At 41.2% G+C, this 21,391-nt stretch carries 15 protein-coding genes; 3 read left to right on the forward strand and 12 right to left on the reverse strand.

The window, feature by feature from the left end; all coding sequences use genetic code 11:
* The 4 genes from V6E90_RS13285 to V6E90_RS13300 all read right to left on the reverse strand — a co-directional run.
* Positions 1 to 1,188: BapA/Bap/LapF family prefix-like domain-containing protein (locus V6E90_RS13285; RefSeq protein ID WP_332605601.1), on the reverse strand; the 1,188-nt coding region annotated here is incomplete at its 3' end.
* 455 nt (positions 1,189 to 1,643) lie between these two features.
* Positions 1,644 to 3,143 carry a cation:proton antiporter gene (locus V6E90_RS13290; RefSeq protein WP_332605602.1) on the reverse strand — a complete coding sequence of 500 codons (1,500 nt, stop codon included), beginning with the start codon at positions 3,141 to 3,143 and terminating at the stop codon, positions 1,644 to 1,646.
* A gap of 273 nt (positions 3,144 to 3,416) precedes the next feature.
* On the reverse strand, positions 3,417 to 4,310 hold the full coding sequence (gene ypfJ, locus V6E90_RS13295; RefSeq protein WP_332605603.1) for a KPN_02809 family neutral zinc metallopeptidase: 894 nt from the start codon (positions 4,308 to 4,310) through the stop codon (positions 3,417 to 3,419).
* A 37-nt stretch (positions 4,311 to 4,347) separates the two neighbouring features.
* On the reverse strand, positions 4,348 to 5,274 hold the full coding sequence (locus tag V6E90_RS13300) for a DUF808 domain-containing protein (protein ID WP_332605604.1): 927 nt from the start codon (positions 5,272 to 5,274) through the stop codon (positions 4,348 to 4,350).
* 164 nt (positions 5,275 to 5,438) lie between these two features.
* Between V6E90_RS13300 and trpS the strand changes: the two genes are divergently transcribed.
* The 3 genes from trpS to V6E90_RS13315 all read left to right on the forward strand — a co-directional run bounded on the left by trpS (position 5,439) and on the right by V6E90_RS13315 (position 9,257).
* On the forward strand, positions 5,439 to 6,452 hold the full coding sequence (gene trpS, locus V6E90_RS13305) for a tryptophan--tRNA ligase (protein ID WP_023271589.1): 1,014 nt from the start codon (positions 5,439 to 5,441) through the stop codon (positions 6,450 to 6,452).
* Between the two features lie 417 nt (positions 6,453 to 6,869).
* Complete coding sequence (locus V6E90_RS13310; protein WP_016541331.1) at positions 6,870 to 7,514, forward strand: YqiJ family protein; 645 nt, start codon at positions 6,870 to 6,872, stop codon at positions 7,512 to 7,514.
* 30 nt (positions 7,515 to 7,544) lie between these two features.
* Complete coding sequence (locus tag V6E90_RS13315) at positions 7,545 to 9,257, forward strand: flotillin family protein (protein WP_016541332.1); 1,713 nt, start codon at positions 7,545 to 7,547, stop codon at positions 9,255 to 9,257.
* Positions 9,258 to 9,427: 170 nt separating this feature from the next.
* Here the strand turns inward: V6E90_RS13315 and V6E90_RS13320 are convergent, their stop codons facing one another.
* The 8 genes from V6E90_RS13320 to V6E90_RS13355 form a co-directional block, all read right to left on the reverse strand.
* Positions 9,428 to 10,117, reverse strand: coding sequence for an alpha/beta fold hydrolase (locus V6E90_RS13320; protein WP_332605605.1), 690 nt, complete (start codon positions 10,115 to 10,117; stop codon positions 9,428 to 9,430).
* Positions 10,118 to 10,291: 174 nt separating this feature from the next.
* The gene (gene sucD / locus V6E90_RS13325) at positions 10,292 to 11,182 is read right to left on the reverse strand and encodes a succinate--CoA ligase subunit alpha (protein WP_003655479.1); all 891 of its coding nucleotides are present in this window, start codon (positions 11,180 to 11,182) and stop codon (positions 10,292 to 10,294) included.
* Positions 11,183 to 11,194: 12 nt separating this feature from the next.
* Positions 11,195 to 12,361, reverse strand: coding sequence for an ADP-forming succinate--CoA ligase subunit beta (gene sucC, locus V6E90_RS13330; RefSeq protein ID WP_003655470.1), 1,167 nt, complete (start codon positions 12,359 to 12,361; stop codon positions 11,195 to 11,197).
* A 137-nt stretch (positions 12,362 to 12,498) separates the two neighbouring features.
* Positions 12,499 to 13,932, reverse strand: a complete 1,434-nt coding sequence (lpdA, locus tag V6E90_RS13335; protein ID WP_332605606.1) for a dihydrolipoyl dehydrogenase — start codon at positions 13,930 to 13,932, stop codon at positions 12,499 to 12,501.
* 59 nt (positions 13,933 to 13,991) lie between these two features.
* Entirely contained in the window at positions 13,992 to 15,182 is a 1,191-nt protein-coding gene (gene odhB, locus V6E90_RS13340; protein WP_065343720.1) for a 2-oxoglutarate dehydrogenase complex dihydrolipoyllysine-residue succinyltransferase, read from the reverse strand.
* The gene (locus V6E90_RS13345) at positions 15,182 to 18,022 is read right to left on the reverse strand and encodes a 2-oxoglutarate dehydrogenase E1 component (protein ID WP_332605607.1); all 2,841 of its coding nucleotides are present in this window, start codon (positions 18,020 to 18,022) and stop codon (positions 15,182 to 15,184) included. Before V6E90_RS13345 ends, odhB begins: the two co-directional genes overlap by 1 nt.
* A 748-nt stretch (positions 18,023 to 18,770) precedes the next feature.
* Positions 18,771 to 19,481 (reverse strand): succinate dehydrogenase iron-sulfur subunit, encoded by a 711-nt coding sequence (locus tag V6E90_RS13350; protein ID WP_004664446.1) that lies wholly within the window; start codon positions 19,479 to 19,481, stop codon positions 18,771 to 18,773.
* A gap of 14 nt (positions 19,482 to 19,495) precedes the next feature.
* Positions 19,496 to 21,391, reverse strand: a complete 1,896-nt coding sequence (locus tag V6E90_RS13355) for an FAD-dependent oxidoreductase (protein ID WP_332605609.1) — start codon at positions 21,389 to 21,391, stop codon at positions 19,496 to 19,498.

Raw genomic sequence — 21,391 nt, forward strand, 5'->3', positions numbered from 1 at the left:
TGAAACATCTGGTCCCACCGTATCCACTGTTTCAGTCCCTGGTACAGACGGGTTGCCTGCAGGATCAGTTGCTACAGCTGTTACTGTACCGCCATTCGGTAAGTTACCTGGATTTGGTGTGGTCCATGCCCCAGTCGTTGGATCTGTTGGGACCTGAACACTTGTACCATCTGGGAAGGTCACGGTCACAGTCGAACCAGGTTCCGCTGTTCCTGTAATCGGATCTGTACCATTGATTGGATTAATCTCTGGCGCATTCGGTGCAGTGGTGTCCACTGTATAAACTTGAGTATCCGTTACATTGCTGCTGTTACCTGCTGCATCTGTAAACGTCACTTTGGCATCAATAGTCTTATCGCCATCCGCCAATAAACCGCTACCCGGTACACTCACACTCCACGTACCATTCGCTGAATTGACTGTTGCGGTATAAGTCACCCCATTCACAACAACAGTTACGACAGTAGTCGCTGCATCTGTAGGTATACCTGTTAATGTCCCCGTTAATGTTACATTCCCCGCCGATTCTGCCGCATTCAGTACATTATCCGCAGTCACTGGATCAATATTAAATTTTACGGCATCGGTACTTGGTGGTGTGGTATCTGTATTGTTGTCATTATTTCCCCCACCTCCACCGCCACCACTTGCTGCTGCAATACCACCAATCGCAAGTACAGGTAAAGCCCATAGCCATGGACTGAAACCACTAGATGCTTCACCCGCATAAAGTAATGGCTCTACTGCCTGAATAGGTTGTAATGTTGCTGCTTCAACAGGTGCCGCCGCCGCCTCAGGCACAACTGCTGGAGTTTCTTCTAGAAAAACAGCCCCTTCATGATCATCATCATCTGAGTCCGCATCAGCATCGGCGTCCGCATCAGCATCGGCGTCTGCATCAGTTTCAGCATCTTTAAAATGCGCCCAAACTAATTGATTATCTTCACCTTGAAGAACCAGACTATTATCTGCTACTTCACTATTATTGAAGAAATTATGAATAACGATTGTTTCGCCATTCTTTAATACTACTACCGCATTTACACCATCTCTCTTAACAACTGAAATATCATTTGCAGAGACCTTAATTAATACAACTGAAGGTTCAGAAGGTAATGTGGCTGTTTTTCCCGTCGTATTTACAAGGGTTTGATGACTTTCCTTGGAAATAATTTGTATCTGAGACATGGTTATATTCCTCATTATAAATTTTTAATATTTAATCAGTTCTTAATGCATTATTAACTTAAGTTTAAATTATTGTTTCTAAGTGATAGAGTTCACAGCACCACTTTAAATCAAACCAAATAAATGTTAAATAGCTCACAAAACAAAAAAGTAAAATAACATTGAAACACTTCTTAACAAATAAGCAAGATATTGATTAAAAAGAAAATAAAACATTAATTTTTTTTAAAATTAAAATTCAAATTACACTTTTAAACAAATAGAACCAAAAATACCATTAAATTCCCAAAAGGTATTTAAATAAAATTTAAAAGACTATTAAAATATAATATCGAAATAGATTTAACATAGAAAATATTTAAAAATTCTTAAAAGATATTTAAAAATCTTTTAGATATAAAATAAAAAAAGCCTTTCAAAAAAGGCTTTTTTTAACAAACAAAAAAAACATAGTATTAAAAATTATCAGGATTCTCTAACCGCTTAACCTCTTCATGTTTATTCGGATGATGCATGGTTGCAACACCATCATCAGTTTTTTGATCCAATAAAATCTCTGGATTAAAGATAGTAATTGTTTCACGCCCCTGACTATCTTCACCTACAATATATTTAAAACCACGACGATTCATCTTATTACACAGCCGCTGATAGAAGCCTTTCAAACCTTGGGTCTCTTCACTCGGGTTGTAGTAGAAAGCATTCATTACAGCTGGTAAACCAAGACCACAAACTACACCTGATAGCAATACACTAATAAAGGTATAACCGATCAGGATGCTACTGTATTGACTCAATTCAGGAATATTCGCTACAGCAAGGATCAACGCCAATGAAATGCCTCCACGCACTCCGCCCCAAGAGAGTATTGCTAAGCTACCGTTATAGCTTTTATTTCGGAATGATGGAAATAAGGCAAAAGCGGCAAAGTTCGCTGCAAAGCGAGATAAATGTAGAATAATAAAGGCAATGATGCCACCAATAATCAGATTCGCACTCAAATCAAGGATAAACAGCTCTAAACCGATCAAAGTGAATAGGAAGGAGTTAATAATCCCCTCAACCGTATGCCAAAAATGATTGACCTCGCGAATTTCTCGCTGCTCACGAATTTCCTGCCATTTATTTCCGACGATCAGTCCACCAATCACACAAGCAATCGGTGCAGAGGCATGTGCAAATAAAGCCACTAAATATGAACCACTGGCAAGTAAGGCCGTGGTTAAAATCAGAGATTCCATCTCATGTTTACCACGAAGTAAACGTAAGATCGCAAAACCAAATGCAAAACCGATAATTACTGCAACGAAGATCTCATATAATAAGGTTTCAACTGTGGCCAATAATGAAAAATGCTCTCCTTGTAAAACTTTCAACAGCGTCATAAATAAGGCAATACACATTGCATCATTAAATAATGACTCACCTTCCAGTTTCACAATCAAATGATGCGGTGCCCGAATAGAACTGAGCACTCCTTTAACCCCAATTGGATCAGTTGCACCAAGTGCTGCACCTAATAAGAGTAAAACACCGATTGGTACTGGATAACCAACCAGCCATTGAAATAAGTACAGTAAACCTGCATAAAATCCAGCACATAAAACCAAAGCAATTGTGGCCAAAATGCTAATCGGCTTCCAGTAACTTCTCAAATCTGAAATTTTAAACTTCAATGCAGATGAAGTTAAAATAAAACAAATTACACCATTGATTAGAAAATCATAAAAATCAATATTTCTTACAGCAGCTTCAATATTATGAATATTAATGGTAATAAATTGATTACCATTTAATAGACTCGCACCCCACTGTAAAATAAAGACAAAAATAGCCGAGACAATTGGAACACCAATGGCCTGAGGAAAACCTAATATTCGTTTATTGAAAATGGTCGTCGCAATGGATAAAGCAAAAACAACCGTCAATGCCTGCAAAAGAAAAAAGTTACCCATAAGACCTCTTTATTTATTCAATTTTAATAACATAGACCTGCTTTAAATTTTAATAAATGATAAAATTTAAAATACTGTACGATTGAATAAAGAATGATGGCCTATGCTGTAATTCATTTATCTGATTATTTAATTCTTATTAACAAATGGTTTAAGCACAACAATAAACCAATCATCCTCAATTCAGCATAGACGCTATTATTTTACGTTAATTCTTCTTCTGATTCGTATATCTTCCGTATAAAAATCAAGGAGCAACGCTCCTTTTTTATCCTACTTAAAGGTATTACACTGATTCACATCACCCGATTTCAACCCAATTTGGAACCATTGCATCCGTTGTTCACTGGTACCATGGGTAAAACTATCTGGCACAACTTGTCCAGTCGCACGGCGCTGGAGATAATCATCCCCAATTTTCTCAGCTGCATCCATCGCTTCTTCGATATCACCTTGCTCTAAAAATTGAGTTCGTTTCTGATTCTGATGTGCCCAAATGCCTGCGAAACAATCTGCCTGCAGTTCCAAACGTACAGAAAGTTGGTTGCCTTGTGTTTGACTGGCTTGGGCACGTGCCTGCTGTACCTGCCCTGAAATACCTAATAGGTTTTGGATATGATGCCCTACTTCATGTGCAATCACATAAGCTTGGGCAAAATCACCCGCTTGATCCTGACGAGAGAGTTCAGTTTGATTCTGCTCACCAGAAATACCCATTTGCTGACGCATTTCTTTAAAAAATGAGGTATCGATATAAACTTTCTGATCAGCCGGACAATAAAAAGGTCCCATCGCAGCCTGTGCAGTACCACAACCTGATCGAAGCACCCCACTAAATAATACAAGTCGTGGTGGTTTGTAGCTCATCCCCAATTGTTGAAAAATCGGCGTCCACGTATCTTCGGTATCTGCCAACACTGTCCCAACAAAATCACTGGCCTCTTTTTGATCAGGTGTTAAGCTTTGTGGTGTACTGTCTTGCTGTGAAGACTGAGCATTGGTAACCGCTTGGGTTGCTTGATAGGCCTGTTGAGGGTCAACCCCAAAAAATTTCCAAGCCACAAAAGCGACCACTAGCCCAATAATACTAATTCCACCTGCTTTCGCACCGCCACCACCGCGACGGTCTTCAACATTGGTACTGACTCGACGACCTTTCCAACGCATAACTACCTCACATAATTCTGATGATGACGACTTAGCTTTAAGCGGATGCTTTTTTTGGCCAGAATTTCTGAATCAAACTGACAACCATCAACACAACCACACCTGCAAGCAACCCCACCCCTAAATTAATTAAGGTTGGCGTTAAAGCACCAATAATTGAACCTACACTCGGAATCAGCTCTAAATGATCAACCGTTTCTTCAGTAAAGTGATGCAATAAAGGAATGGTATGCGTAATGATCCCCCCGCCAACTAAAAACATTGCAATCGTGCCTACAATTGAAAGTGTTTTCATTAAAATTGGCGCAAAAGCAAGTAAACCACGACCGATTGTATTTTTTAATTCAGAAGCTTGTTGTGTAAGATATAAACCTAAATCGTCAATTTTTACGATCATTGCAACTAAGCCATACACCCCGACAGTCATAACGATTGCAATAATACTTAATACTGTCACTTTATTCATAAATGCAGCTGTTGCAACGGTACCTAACGAAATCACCACAATTTCAGCAGAAAGAATAAAGTCTGTTCGAATTGCTCCCTTTACTTTTTGCTTTTCAAACTGAGCCAAGTCGATCTCGACTTGTTGTAAGTTCTCACTGGCTTCCTCTGCTGTTTTGGCTTTTTTATGGAACAGCATATGCACGACCTTCTCTACCCCTTCATAACACAGGAAGAGGCCTCCGATCATAAGCAATGGATTAATCAACCAAGGGGCGACAACACTAATCAATAGAGCCAATGGAACGAGAATTAATTTATTAACAAATGAACCCTTTGCAACACTCCAGACCACAGGTAATTCTCGATCTGAACGCACACCGCTGACTTGTTGGGCGTTAAGTGCTAAGTCATCACCTAAAACCCCTGCGGTTTTTTTGGCTGCCATTTTACTCATGACTGCAACATCGTCTAAAATCGTTGCAATATCATCCAGTAGTAGTAATAAACCACTCGCCATTTTTATGTCCTGATTTGTATTTATATACCCATTGTAGAATCACGCAGTGAAAGCACAATATGATTTTAAGAAAAAGTTAAAATTATCGCTGACGAAAAAAATTTATTTCTCGTACAATAATATCAATCTTATATCTATGAAATTACTGAATCTTGGAACATATCATGAGTAATGTTGATCAACGTCCCATCATTTTGACAGGCGACCGTCCTACAGGACAACTCCACCTTGGCCATTTTGTCGGTTCATTACGTTCTCGTGTAGGTCTACAAGACAGTCACCATCAACATCTGCTATTAGCTGATGCACAAGCGATGACAGACAATGCAGATAACCCAGATAAAGTACGCAACAATATTCTTCAAGTGGCGCTTGACTATCTTGCTGTTGGCATTGATCCGACTAAAACCACGATCTGCGTACAGTCATGTTTACCTGCGCTCAACGAATTGACCATGCTTTATCTCAACTACGTAACTGTTGCACGTTTAGAGCGTAATCCAACGATTAAGTCTGAAATCCAAATGCGTGGTTTTGAACGTGATATTCCAGCGGGTTTCTTGTGCTATCCAATCGCCCAAGCAGCTGATATCACTGCATTTAAAGCAACGGTTGTCCCAGTGGGCGAAGATCAGATTCCAATGATTGAGCAAACCAACGAGGTTGTGCGTCGTGTGAATCGTCAAATTGGTCATGACCTACTACCAGAATGTAAAGCCCTGTTATCAAATATGGCTCGTTTACCTGGTTTTGATGGTAAAGCGAAGATGTCAAAATCCTTAGGTAATACCATTGTGCTCAATGCCACTGATAAAGACATCAAAAAAGCTGTAAATGCGATGTATACCGATCCAAACCATTTACGTATTGAAGATCCAGGTCAGGTTGAAGGCAATATTGTCTTTACCTATCTTGATGCTTTTGATCCAAATAAAGAAGAAGTAGAAGAGTTAAAAGCACATTACCGTCGTGGTGGTTTAGGTGATGGGACGGTAAAAAAACGTTTGGAAGGTGTGCTAAAAGAGTTAATTAGTCCAATTCGTGAACGTCGTGCCGAATTAGAAAAAGATCCGGATTACATCATGGATATTTTAAAACACGGTACAGACAAATGCCGTGATATCACTCAACAAACACTGGATGAAGTAAAAGCGGGATTAGGTTTATTTAGATTCTAATTTACGTTACTTTTCCCATAAAAAAGCCCACACTTGGGCTTTTTTTAATTTAACTATCTGATTAACTTTAATTATAAAACTTTATTAAAAAAATGAAAAACTAACAATTTTCGTCACTTCTTAACATCAATTAACAGTATTTAACATGAATACCGATGAACTTAGTCAGGTTTTTTAATAATATGGCCTCGTAGGTTAGTTAACACTAATCTCATGACATTTCTCCTTTCAACCGAAACTGTTTTAAACAGATTCGTTGTTCAACGCACTGATCACCCCAATCATTGCGTTTTTTTTTGCCTGCAATAATGTGGTCGATATAGGTTGAAATTCAGACGTATACGCTTTACTCTTATAACTGTTTTATTTTTATAAAAAATTTATTAATTAACGCTAAAAGAAATAAGAGTAATCGCGATGATCTGGGATCTTTTAATACATCCGTCTAATTTGGTTTTTAGCATTGCTTTAATGCTGTGCCTATTTATCGGTATCCTTGAACTCATTCTTTTATTATTCGGTGGTAGTTCAAGTTTTCTAGAACAGTTTTTACCTGACAGCCTCAGTGAGGTTGATCATGCAAATGTCTCTTTAGAGTCATCAGAAAATATTTTCACCCAATTATTAGAATGGCTCTATCTCGGTAAAGTCCCTTTACTCATTTGGCTGATTATCTTTTTAACTGTGTATGCACTGACGGGCTTGATCATCCAAGACCTTTTTTTCCAGTTTACTGAACACTATCTATCAGCATGGATCATTGCACCTGCCTGCTTATTTTTATCAATGCCACTCGTACGCTATAGTGCTGCATTAATTGCCAAAATAATCCCCAAAGATGAAACAACTGCAATTCAAGCAGATGATCTGATTGGTAGAACTGCACACATCATTTTAGGGGATGCGAAACCCAACTCCCCTGCACAAGCCAAAGTTAAAGACCAATTTGGCCAAACGCATTACGTCTTGGTTGAACCCGAGCTGGATCTAGTTTTCCATCAAGGGCAAGATGTGATTTTAACGCAAAGAACCAAAATTGGATTCCAAGCGATTGCTGCTTAATTTTTATATTTATTACATGAGGGTATTTACATGTTGAATTCAGCATTGACTGAAATTTTAATTATTACTGGTGTTATTTTTGCAGCACTGATTTTTATTGGCATTATCATTGCCCGTCTCTATACCCGTTCAAGTAAAGAAGTCTCCTTTGTCCGCACAGGTTTTGGTGGCGAGAAAGTGATTCTAAACGGTGGCGCCATTGTTCTCCCTGTTTTACATGAAATTATTCCTGTAAATATGAATACCTTACGTTTAGAGGTAAAACGTGCCGCAGACCAAGCACTGATTACTCGAGACCGTATGCGTGTTGATGTGATGGCCGAGTTCTATGTTCGTGTCAAACCGATTGCTGAATCAATTGCAACCGCAGCTCAAACCTTGGGGCGTAAAACCATGTCCCCACCAGAACTTAAAGATCTGGTTGAAGGTAAATTTGTCGATTCACTCCGTGCCGTGGCTGCGGAAATGGCGATGGAAGAATTGCACGAAAAGCGTGTCGACTTCGTACAGAAAGTTCAACAAGTGGTCTCAGAAGATTTATCCAAGAATGGATTAGAGCTTGAAACAGTATCCTTAACAGGTCTAGACCAAACCAGTTTTAAATTCTTTAATCCACAAAATGCCTTCGATGCGGAAGGTTTAACTAAACTGACTGAAACCATTGAAGACCGTCGTAAAAAGCGTAATGACATTGAACAAGATGCGGACCTTGCCATTCGTGCCAAGAACTTGGAAGCAGAGCGTGCACGCCTAGAAATTTCACGTGAAGAAGAATATGCAAAGTTGCAACAAGAGCGTGAAATCTCGATTCGTAAAGCTGAACAAACCGCAGAAATCGCCTCTCAAGAAGCAGGTAAAAAACGTGAGGCTGAAGAAGCTCAAATTGCTGCTGAGCGTGAAGTGGAGCTAAAACGAATTGCTTCTGCTCGTGATGTAGAGAATGAAAATATCCAAAAAGCGCAGCTCATTCAAAAAGCACAGGTCGAACAGAAGAAAACTATTGAATTGGCTGAGCAAGATCGTGCCATTGCGATTGCTGAAAAATCTCGTGCTGAATCAGAAGCCAAAGCGCAAGCTGACAAGGCCCGTGCCGAAGCGGTAAAAGCAGAGGAAGAAGTTGTGACGGTACGTGAAACTCAACGCGCTGAGCGTCAAAAAGCAGTCGAGCTGGTTGCAGCTAAACAAACGGCAGAGAAAGAAGCGATTGCGATTACCGTAGCTGCTGATGCAGGTAAGAAAGCCGCTGCCGATGAAGCAGAAGCAGTACGTATTGCAGCAGAAGCAGATGCTGAAAAGATTCGCTTAAAAGCGAAAGGTGAGGCGGATGCAAAAATCCTACTTGCTCAAGCATTGGAAAAACAATATCAGGTTGATGCGGAAGGTGCTCGTGCAGTCAATGAGGCAGCCAATACCTTGTCTGCTGAACAGGTAGAGATGCAAGTTCGCTTGGCACTGCTCAAACATTTACCAGAGATCATTCGTGAAAGCGTCAAGCCAATGGAAAATATTGATGACATCAAAATTTTACAAGTGAATGGCTTAAATGGCTTTGCAGGTGGTTCTGCTGTTTCAAGTGAAAATACTGAACATGGCTCAACGGCTTCATTATCAGATCAGGTGGTAAATAGTGCCCTACGTTACCGTTCACAAGCACCATTGATTGATAGCTTGATGAATGAATTAGGTCTACAAGGTGGAGACATCAATGGTTTGACGCAAGGGTTAAAACCAAAAGCGGAATAAATGTATATACGCCATTTATAGCACTCTTTTGTCAATGGAGACCGAAATGCCGAATGTTCGGTCTTCAATTTTTATCTTACGCTCTTCATTCTTTTCACTAGTATACATGCCAATCCATAACCTCATCTTTTACAAGTATGAGTACTTTAGACAAGATGAACCACTGTATTTCACTGAACTTCAGCCAAGAATAGTTTGATAATCGAGGCAGCATGACTCGGCACAGCTTGAAGTAAACAGTGAGGTGCATCAATCGGTACAATACGAACGTTTGAAAGTTCCTTCTGTATAAAATATGCAGCCGTAGGTGGAACGACTCGGTCTTTGGTTGCTTGTAAATACAAAACTGGCACTGCAATGAATTTTAACTTTGACAAAACATTAACTGCGTGAACTGCATTCAGTCGTGCTTCAAACGCTGCAGACGACACCTGCCCCACTGCCAAAGCTAGAGCTGAACGAAGTTCTCTAGTCGAATAGCGACCGAGCAGTAGGTAATCTAGCACTGCAATCGGCGCTAACCTAGGTGGGAGGATTTTAAGCAGAGAGCGAAATACCGAAAAAGTTGGACGAGGGTTGATCGCAAAGGTGCAGCATAAAATCACACCAATCAGACCTTTCGGCTGTGCCGCAGCAATAGAGATCGCGATAGGTCCAGAGAATGATTCACCAAGGATCACGAAAGGCTCATCAACTGGAAGGCTCTTTACAACAAGCTCTTCCAAAGTCTCATAACCGAATGCTTCTGTAGATGGATATCGAATAACTTTGACGTTAAAAGTATCACCAACTTCTGCGATCAGTGGCTGAAACAACGTGCCAGTGCCATCCATTCCAGGAAGAAGTACGAGAGCAACCATACAATACTAGCTACAGCTATACGGAAGATAACCATATAACTTTCCAAAAATTATTCCAAGGCTTCTCATCGATTTTATGTAATAACCAAAATTTGGGGATTAAAGCAATAATAACCCAATAAAAAAACCCCAATGTCTCCATTGGGGTTTTTTTAAAGATTAAAATCTAACGTATTACGCTAAACCTTTCTCTTTTAAAACTTGCAACATAGTAGAACCAAGCTCAGCTGGGCTACGTGTGTAAGCCATTCCCGCACGTTCAAATGCAGCGAATTTTTCTTCAGCAGTACCTTGACCACCAGAAATGATCGCACCAGCGTGACCCATACGCTTACCTTTAGGTGCAGTTACACCCGCGATGTAACCGACTACAGGCTTAGTCACGTTTGATTTGATGAATTCAGCAGCTTCTTCTTCCGCTGTACCACCGATCTCACCGATCATGATGATTGCATCAGTATCTGGATCGTCTTGGAACAATTGAAGTGCTTCGATTTGGTTCATACCTGGGATTGGGTCACCACCAATACCGATACAAGTAGACTGACCTAAACCAAGCTTAGTTGTTTGAGCAACAGCTTCATAAGTCAATGTACCTGAACGTGAGATGATACCAATACGACCTGGTTGGTGGATGTGACCAGGCATAATACCAATCTTACATTCACCTGGAGTGATCACGCCTGGGCAGTTAGGACCAACTAAACGAGTACCGTTACCGTTAGTTTCTAAGTAGCGTTTCGCTTTAAGCATGTCGATCGTTGGAACACCTTCAGTGATCACAACGATTAGGCCAACACCTGAATCAACCGCTTCAACGATTGAGTCTAAAACGAATGGAGCTGGTACATAGATTACAGATGCATCTGCATTTGTTTCACGTACCGCTTCTTTCATTGTGTTGAATACTGGTAGGTCAAGGTGAGTTGTACCACCTTTACCTGGAGTAACACCACCAACAACTTTTGTACCATAGTCTAAAGCTTGTGCAGAGTGGAAAGTACCGTTTTTACCAGTAAAACCTTGTACCAATACTTTAGTGTCTTTATTAATTAATACGCTCATGATTGATACTCCTTACGCTTTAACTGCAGCTACAACTTTTTCTGCGGCATCAGATAAACCGTTCGCAGAAATTAATTTCAAACCTGATTCATCAAGTAATTTAGCACCTAACTCAGCGTTGTTACCTTCTAAACGAACAACAACTGGTACAGTTACATTTACTTCTTGAACCGCTGCAATAATTGCTTCAGCAATCATGTCACAACGTACGATACCACCGAAGATGTTGATTAAAACACCTTGTACAGACGTATCAGCAAGGATGATTTTGAACGCTTCGATTACGCGCTCTTTCGTTGCACCGCCACCAACGTCAAGGAAGTTTGCAGGCTGACCACCATAAAGTTTGATGATGTCCATAGTCGCCATTGCAAGACCAGCACCGTTCACCATACAACCAATGTTACCTTCTAAAGCAACATAGTTAAGGTCAAATTCAGATGCTTTCAATTCACGCTCATTCTCTTGAGACTTGTCACGTAAAGCAGCTACTTTAGGTAAACGGTAAAGCGCGTTAGAGTCGATACCTACTTTCGCATCTACACATAAAATATCGCCATTTTCACGAACTGAAAGTGGGTTAATTTCGAATAATGCAAAATCATTTTCAACAAATGCTTGGTAAGCAGCAGCCATGATTTTTACAAATTGGCTGATTTGTTTGTCTTTCAAACCTAAAGCAAACGCAACTTCACGTGCTTGGAATGGTTGTAAGCCAACTAAAGGATCAACTTCAACTTTGATAATTTTTTCAGGCGTTTCTTCTGCAACTTTCTCGATTTCTACACCACCTTCGGTAGAAGCCATGAAAGTAATACGACGGCTAGAACGGTCTACAACCGCGCCTAAGTAAAGCTCACGCTCAACAGGATAAACGTCTTCAGCAACGATAATGCTGTTAACTGGTTGACCATTTGCATCTGTTTGATACGTTACAAGACGAGTACCAATGATGTTGTTAGCAAATTCAATTACATCTTCTTTAGATTTTGCAACTTTAACGCCGCCAGCCTTACCACGGCCACCAGCATGAACTTGCGCTTTCATTACTGCGAATTTACCACCAAGCTGTTCAAATGCAGCGACTGCTTCGTCTGCATTTGTTGCCAAGATACCTTCTTGTACTGGCATGCCATATTCTTTCAATAATGCTTTAGCTTGATACTCATGTAAGTTCATTTAGTTACCTACTATGTTGTTTGTAGTGATGCAGCCTAGATCTTCTTAAAACCAGACTGCTACATATTGAATCAATGATTATCTAAACTAGACAATCATCATCATTCAAAAAAGTGTGGCGAACCACACTTTATGTTTTATTTACGCTTACGTTGAATGGCGTGGATTGCACGACCGTCAACTGAAAGCGCTGCTTCATGTACAACTTCTGAGAATGTTGGGTGACCAAAAGTCATCAACTGTAAGTCTTCAACAGAAGAAACAAACTCAAGCGCGATCATACCTTGGTGTACGATATCAGATGCATTAGGACCCACAACGTGCATACCTAAAAGACGATCTGTTTTCGCATCAGCAACGAATTTCACAAAACCAGCAGTATCACCAGCAGCCAACGCACGACCATTCACCGCAAACGGGAATTGACCAGCTTTAACTTCGTGACCTTTTTCAGCAGCTTGTTCTTCAGTTAAACCAACCCAAGCAGCTTCTGGGTGTGTATAGATCACGCTGATAATCGTGTCATAGTTCACTTGAGCAGCATGACCGTGAATACGTTCAACCGCCATTACGCCCTCTTCCATTGCTTTATGTGCAAGCATTGGACCGCGTACCAAGTCACCAATCGCGTAAACACCTTCTACAGATGTTTGACATTGATCATTTACATCAACCAAACCACGCTCAGTCAATTTAATGCCTGAATCTTCAGCCAATAAACCTTCTGCATAGGCTTTACGGCCTACACAAACGATAAGCCTGTCAAAAACTTGTTCTTTGTCTTCGCCAGCTTGGTTGTATTTAACCGTTACTTCTTGACCATTGGTTTCAGCGCCAGAAACTTTCGCACCAATGCGGATATCCAAACCTTGTTTTTTCAAGATTTTTTGATATTCCTTCGCCAATGCTTTGTCAGCCATTGGTAAGAATGCATCTAATGCTTCAAACACAACAACTTCTGAACCAAGACGACGCCATACTGAACCAAGCTCTAGACCGATAACACCTGCACCGATCACACCAAGACGCTTAGGAACTTCTGAGAATTTCAATGCGCCAGTTGAGTCAACAATTAAGTCTTCATCAACAGGTGCGACTGGGATATTTACAGGTACAGAACCCGTCGCAAGAATCACGTACTTCGGTTCTAAAACTTGTACTTCACCTTCAAACGGTGTGAATTCTACTTTTTTACCTGCAAGTAATTTACCAGTACCTTGTAACCACTCGATACCATTACCTTTTAGTAACTGAGCAACACCACCCGTCAATTGATCTACAACTTTGTCTTTACGTGCCAACAAAGTGTCTAAATCAAATTTGACTTCACCTGTGGTGATACCGTGTTCAGCAAGTTCATGAACTGTTGCTTCGTAACGGTGAGAAGAGTCAAGCAATGCTTTAGAAGGGATACAACCAACGTTTAAACAGGTACCACCTAAAGATGGCTTACCATTGTGAATACGTTTTTCGATACAAGCGACTTTGAAACCAAGTTGAGCTGCACGAATCGCCGCTTCATAACCACCAGGTCCACCGCCAATGACAACAAGATCAAACTGTTGAGACATTTTTATCTCCAAAATCCCATATAAAGGATCACTTTATATGGGAGGCAATATTTGTAGTATTAAAGATCAAGAATGAGTTTAGCTGGTTCTTCTAACAATTCTTTGATTGTTACCAAGAAACCTACAGCTTCTTTACCATCGATTAAACGGTGGTCATAAGAAAGCGCTAAGTACATCATTGGCAAGATTTCAACTTGACCATTTACCGCCATAGGACGTTCTTGGATTTTATGCATACCCAAGATCGCTGTTTGCGGCGTATTCAAAATTGGCGTAGATAATAATGAACCGAAAGTACCACCATTGGTAATCGTGAACGTACCGCCAGTCATGTCTTCGATACCTAATTTACCGTCACGCGCTTTGAAAGCGTAATCACGGATACCGTTTTCCACTTCTGCATAGTTCATACGGTCAGTATCACGAAGGACTGGTACAACTAAGCCACGCTCACTCGATACAGCTACACCGATGTCATAGAAACCGTGATAAACAATATCATCACCATCAATAGAACCGTTCACTGCTGGGTAGCGTTTTAATGCTTCAGTCGCTGCTTTAACAAAGAAAGACATAAAGCCTAAACGCGCACCATGACGTTTTTCGAAAGCATCTTTATATTGCTTACGCATTTCCATGATTGGCTTCATGTTAACTTCGTTGAACGTTGTTAACATTGCAGTTTGTTGTGTAGCCGCCAATAAACGCTCAGCAACACGCTTACGTAAACGTGTCATCGGAACACGTTTCTCGATACGCTCGCCAACAGCAACGCTTAATGGTTGAACTGATGTACCTGGCTTATGGTTCGCAACATCTTCTTTGGTGATGCGACCACCGCGGCCTGTACCTTGTACGTCAGCAGCATTGATACCAGTTTCAGATAATGCTTTACGAACTGCAGGCGCTTGGTTCGAATCAACTGCTTGAGTTGATGCAGCAGCCGCAGGAGCAGATGCAGCAGGTGCCGCTTCTGCTGGAGCAGCAGCTTCAGGAGCAGCGGCAGCAACAGCACCAGCTTCGAATTGAGCAATCACTTCGTCAGAAAGAACTGTATCGCCTTCACCTTTGATGATTGCAACTAAGCTACCATCAGCTGGAGCAACCACTTCTAAAACAACTTTATCGGTTTCAATGTCACAGATCACTTCATCACGTGATACAGGTTCACCTACTTTCTTGTGCCAAGTTGCGATCGTACCGTCAGCAACTGACTCTGGAAATACCGGTGCTTTAATTTCGGTTGCCATTATTTAGAATCTCCTGATTGTTCAACTTCAATCGCAAGTGCGTCATTGATAAGCTGAGCTTGTTGTTTTGCATGCAAGTATGGCGAGCCACAAGCAGGTGCGGCAGATGCTTCACGACCAGCATAGCTAATACGGATTTGTTTACCAGATTTAAGAACGTCTTCATACAAACGAGGAACGATGAATAACCAAGCGCCTTGGTTCTTCGGCTCTTCTTGTGCCCAAACAAGTTCTTGAATGTTTGGATACTCAGCCATAACTTCAGCTAAGCGTTGTTCTGGGTATGGATACAATTGTTCGATACGTACGATTGCAACATGGTTTAGACCAAGTTCACGACGTTTTTCGAGCAAATCGTAATAAACCTTACCACCACAAAGCACTAAGCGAGTTACGTCAGCTTTGTTGATTTGATCAATTTCATCAATCACAGTTTGGAATGAACCGTTTGCTAATTCATCTAAAGTTGAAGTCGCAAGTTTATGGCGCAATAACGATTTTGGTGACATTACGATCATTGGTTTACGAATCGGGCGAACTGCCTGACGACGTAATGCATGGAAAATCTGTGCAGGCGTCGTTGGTGTCATCACTTGCATGTTGTCTTCAGCACATAGCTGTAAGAAACGCTCTAAACGTGCAGATGAATGCTCTGGACCTTGGCCTTCATAACCGTGTGGTAACAACATGGTTAGACCACACACACGCTCCCACTTGGTTTCACCCGAAGCGATAAACTGGTCAATTACCACTTGTGCACAGTTAGCGAAGTCACCAAATTGAGCTTCCCAAACGATCAAGCTTTTCGGCAATGTGGTTGAATAGCCGTATTCAAATGCAAGCACGGCTTCTTCTGACAATAAAGAGTCATAAACCGCAGTACGTGGCTGATTTTCTTTGATATGGCAAAGTGGAATATAAACAGAACCGTCGACCTGGTTATGTAATTTGGCATGACGGTGCGAGAATGTACCACGCCCCACGTCTTCACCCGTAATACGAACCAAGAAACCATCATCAAGTAAAGTCGCATACGCTAAGGTTTCTGCAGCACCCCAGTTGAGTGGCATTTCACCGGTTTGCATTTTCACGCGATCATCAATGACTTTTTGAACTTGGCGCTGCAATACAAAACCTTCTGGTAATGTATTCATGGTTAAACCAAGTTCTTTCAAACGATCGATGCTGAATGTTGTATCCCAAAGATCGGTGTATTCATGGCCCAAGTAAGGCGCCCAATCAACAAACATCTTTTTGTTTGGTTCACGAACTAAAGCATTGGCAACGTGATTACCTGCTTCTAAATCAGAACGATAGCCTTCAACCATTGCATCTGCGCTTGCGCGATCAAGTACTTTTTCTTGAACCAATTGATCAGCATACAAGGTACGTGTAGTCGCTTTCTTGTTGATCACTTGATACATTAATGGTTGAGTTGCAGATGGTTCATCTGCCTCGTTATGACCGCGACGACGGTAGCAGAACAAGTCTAAAATGACATCTTTACGGAAAGTATGACGGAAATCATGTGCAAGCTGAGTTACGAAAATCACAGCTTCAGGATCATCACCATTGACATGGAAAATTGGTGATTGGATCATTTTTGCAACGTCAGTACAGTATTCTGTAGAACGTGTATCACGTGGATCAGAGGTCGTGAAACCCACTTGGTTGTTGATCACGATATGGACTGTACCGCCCACTGTATAACCACGTGTTTGTGACATTTGGAAGGTTTCTTGGTTTACACCTTGACCCGCAAATGCAGCATCACCATGTACGATCACAGGAAGTACGTCATCACCGCCAATGTCTTTACGACGAACTTGACGTGCACGAACCGAACCTTCAACCACAGGTCCAACGATTTCTAAGTGTGATGGGTTAAACGCTAATGCCAAGTGAACTTCGCCACCTGGTGTCATTACGTTTGAAGAGAAACCTTGGTGATACTTAACGTCACCAGAACCTTTCTTATGTAGGCTCTTACCTTCAAACTCACCAAATAGGTCAGCTGGGTTTTTACCCATAATATTAACAAGAAGGTTGAGACGACCACGGTGTGGCATACCAATCACAACTTCTTTACAACCAACACTACCTGCACGCTGGATGATTTCGTTCATCATAGGGATAAAAGACTCACCGCCTTCTACACCAAAACGTTTCGCACCAACGAATTTATTACCAAGATACTTTTCTAAGCCTTCTGCAGCGGTTAAACGCTCAAGGAAGCCTTTCTTCTGATCACTGGTATAGTTAAATTTACCGCGAACACTTTCCAAACGTTGTTGAATCCAACGCTTTTCTTTGGTGTCAACGATATGCATGTATTCCACGCCAACTGAACTACAGTAAGTCGCTTCCATGGCCTCAACCATTTCAGACAATGTTGCTTCTGCTTTGCCAATTGCGAGGTTGCCAGTATTAAATACAGTATCAAGATCTGACTTGGTTAAACCGTGAGCAGATAAATCGAGGTCAGGAACGTCTTCGCGTTTCGCAAGACCTAATGGATCGAGTTTAGCTTTTTGATGACCACGGTTACGGTAAGCAGCGATGAGTTGTAATACACCAATTTGACGACGCTCATGTTCTGTACTTACAGTGCTTTGTACGACAGGCTGAACTCGGCTTGCATTACGTCCCAAAAGGAGGAATTGCTCGCGCACACTGCCGTGTGGTTGATCACCTTTAGGGTATTTATCGAAATATTCACGCCAATCCTCTGACACTGAGGTTGGAGAAGTTAGGTACTGTTCGTATAGCTCTTCAATATACGCTGCACTATCAGCGGAAAGTTCAGTGTCAAGACGCGATGCGTCAGCAACTTCTTGCATTTTTGGACCCATTTCCTATTGCAAAAAATAATACAGGCTGCCTTTTAAGCATACCCATGATTCATAGTGTCAAACTGGTAAACACGACACTACTACTCAAGATCATCCAACCTTGAGACATTATTACTACACATCAGGAGTATTCCCTTTGATGTAACAAATGAGCTACGCACCTTCAATTCAAGGCCCATAACTCATTCTTCATACTCGATGAAATCGAGCAATTTTTTGCAAATCATTTTAGAAAAATTAACTCGAATTTTAACTTTTCTAAATTGACTTTTTTGATGAAATCTGTACAAATCAGCAAGACACTATCGAACGATAACATCAAGAATCTGTTTATTTTTTGATTTCATTTGTGGCAGAAATCCTAACATGTTCTCAGGCTTGGATTGATTTTTTTGACACATACCATCCATAAAGCAGCGAAATACACATATCAAATTATATTCTAATATACCGCCCTTTTGATAAAAGTTGCACTCCAATTGGTCAAAAATAAACATTCTCTACAAATCTTGCACAAACACTATTCAATCTGATGAAAAATAAACCAATATTTTAAATATATCGATTCTCATGATTTGTCTTAACAGCAAAATCTATAAATATTTAAGGCCGAATTACTGAAATTCAAGTCTAAAATATTTAAGTAAACACTTTTTAACCAAGCTCACCCTTTAATCAAATCCCAATAAAAAAAGAAGCCCCTTTCGGAGCTCCTTTTTCGCATTAGAAAAACAGATTAACCTGCTTGATCTAACAACATATTACGAATGTGACCAATTGCCTTTGTCGGGTTCAAACCTTTAGGACATACAGACACACAGTTCATGATCCCTTTACAACGGAACAAAGAGAATGGGTCGTCTAAACGAGCCAAACGCTCTTGTGTTGCCGTATCACGAGAGTCAATGATAAAGCGATATGCATTTAACAATGCTGATGGCCCAAGGAACTTATCAGGGTTCCACCAGAATGATGGGCATGATGTTGAACAACATGCACAAAGAATACATTCATATAGACCATCTAAGTGTTCACGTTCTGCTTGAGACTGTAAACGCTCTTTTGCTGGTGCTGGCTGATTGTTAATCAAGAACGGTTGGATCTTGTCATATTGATCATAGAACTGGTTCATGTCTACAACCAAATCTTTTACCACTGGTAAACCAGGTAAAGGACGGATCACAATCTTCTCTGGTAAATCGTTCAAGTTCCACAAGCACGCTAAACCATTTTTACCATTGATGTTCACACCATCCGAACCACAAATACCTTCACGGCAAGAACGGCGGAATGTTAATGATTCATCTTGCACTTTCAACGCAAGTAACGCATCAAGCAACATACGGTGCTTATCGGTTAACTCAAGTTTGAAAGTTTGCATGTACGGCGCTTTATCCTTATCAGGATCATAGCGGTAGATTTCGAATGTACGAGTGCCTCTACTCATCTTTGTTCTCCCGATTAGAATGTACGTGGCTTAGGTTCAATTGCTTCAACCGTTAATGGGCTGAAACGTACCGGCTTATATTCAAGACGATTGTCTGATGAATACCATAAAGTATGCTTCATCCACTCATCATCACGACGACCGTAAGAGTAAGTTGGGTGATCAGGTGCCAACTCATAGTCAACAACCGTATGCGCACCACGACACTCTTTACGTGCAGCAGCTGAAATCAGAGTCGCCTTCGCTACTTCATATAAGTTTTCAACTTCTAACGCTTCAACACGTGCAGTGTTAAATACTTTAGATTTGTCTTTTAAATGAATGTTACGAACACGTGGTTCAATCGCAAGAATTTCTTTTACACCTTTGTCAAGCAAAGCTTGAGTACGGAATACACCTGCGTGATCTTGTACGATGTCACGAATTGCATCAGCAACTTCTTGTGCGTTTTCACCCGTCGTTGAATCATCTAACTTACGAATACGATCTAATGTATTTACCAATACATCAGCCGGAAGCGGTTGATAATCATCGCCATGATGTTTGGTCACGTAATCAATGATGTGCTCACCCGCGGCTTTACCAAAGACCACAAGGTCAAGCAAAGAGTTGGTACCTAAACGGTTTGCACCATGTACAGATACGCAAGAACATTCACCGATCGCATAGAACCCTTTCACTGGTTTTACATAATCACGAGTACCGACATAATGATACTCTTTAGTGTCTTTGTTGTAGCTTGCAGAGAATTCACCTTCTTCTACGCCATGCGGTACAACCACTTGGCCATGAATATTGGTCGGAATACCACCCATTTGATAATGGATTGTTGGCACCACTGGAATTGGCTCTTTGGTACAGTCAACGTTTGCAAACTTCTTACCAATCTCAAATACAGATGGAAGACGTTTCATAATGGTTTCAGCACCTAAGTGAGTCATATCCAATAAGATATAATCCGCTTTAGGACCACAACCACGACCTTCTTTAATTTCTTGGTCCATAGAACGTGATACGAAGTCACGTGGCGCCAAGTCTTTTAACGTTGGTGCATAACGTTCCATGAATGGTTCGCCGTCTTTGTTACGAAGGATACCACCTTCGCCACGACAACCTTCAGTCAACAATACGCCTGCGCCCGCAACACCCGTTGGGTGGAATTGCCAGAATTCCATATCTTGCAATGGAATACCTGCACGAGCAGCCATACCAAGACCGTCACCAGTATTGATATAAGCATTGGTTGATGCACGGTACACACGACCCGCACCACCTGTAGCGAATAAGGTTGCTTTCGCTTGGAATACTGCGATGTTACCGGTTTCTTGGTCAATCGCCGTTACACCAAGTACATCACCTTCTTCGTTACGGATTAAATCTAATGCAATCCATTCAACGTAGAATTGTGTACCCATTTTAACGTTGCTTTGATACAAGGTATGCAATAACGCATGGCCTGTACGGTCAGCAGCAGCACACGCACGTGGAACTGCTTTTTCGCCGTAGTTTGCAGAGTGACCACCGAATGGACGCTGATAGATCGTACCATCTTCGTTACGGTCAAACGGCATACCCAAGTGTTCAAGCTCGTAAACAACTTTCGGCGCTTCACGCGTCATGAACTCGATTGCGTCCTGATCGCCTAACCAGTCAGAACCTTTCACCGTGTCATAGAAGTGGTAGTGCCAGTTATCTTCCTGCATGTTACCTAACGACGCACCAATACCACCTTGTGCGGCAACTGTATGCGAACGAGTTGGGAAAACTTTGGTCAATACCGCAACTTTTAAACCCGCTTGAGCAAGTTGGTAAGCAGCACGCATACCAGAACCACCACCACCAACGATAACAGCATCGAAAGTGAGGTTTTGAATATTTGAATAATCTTGTTTAGGGTTAATTGCGCCCAT

Origin of the sequence: Acinetobacter sp. ESBL14 (genome assembly GCF_036668815.1) — a bacterium.
Classification (GTDB): domain Bacteria; phylum Pseudomonadota; class Gammaproteobacteria; order Pseudomonadales; family Moraxellaceae; genus Acinetobacter; species Acinetobacter gyllenbergii.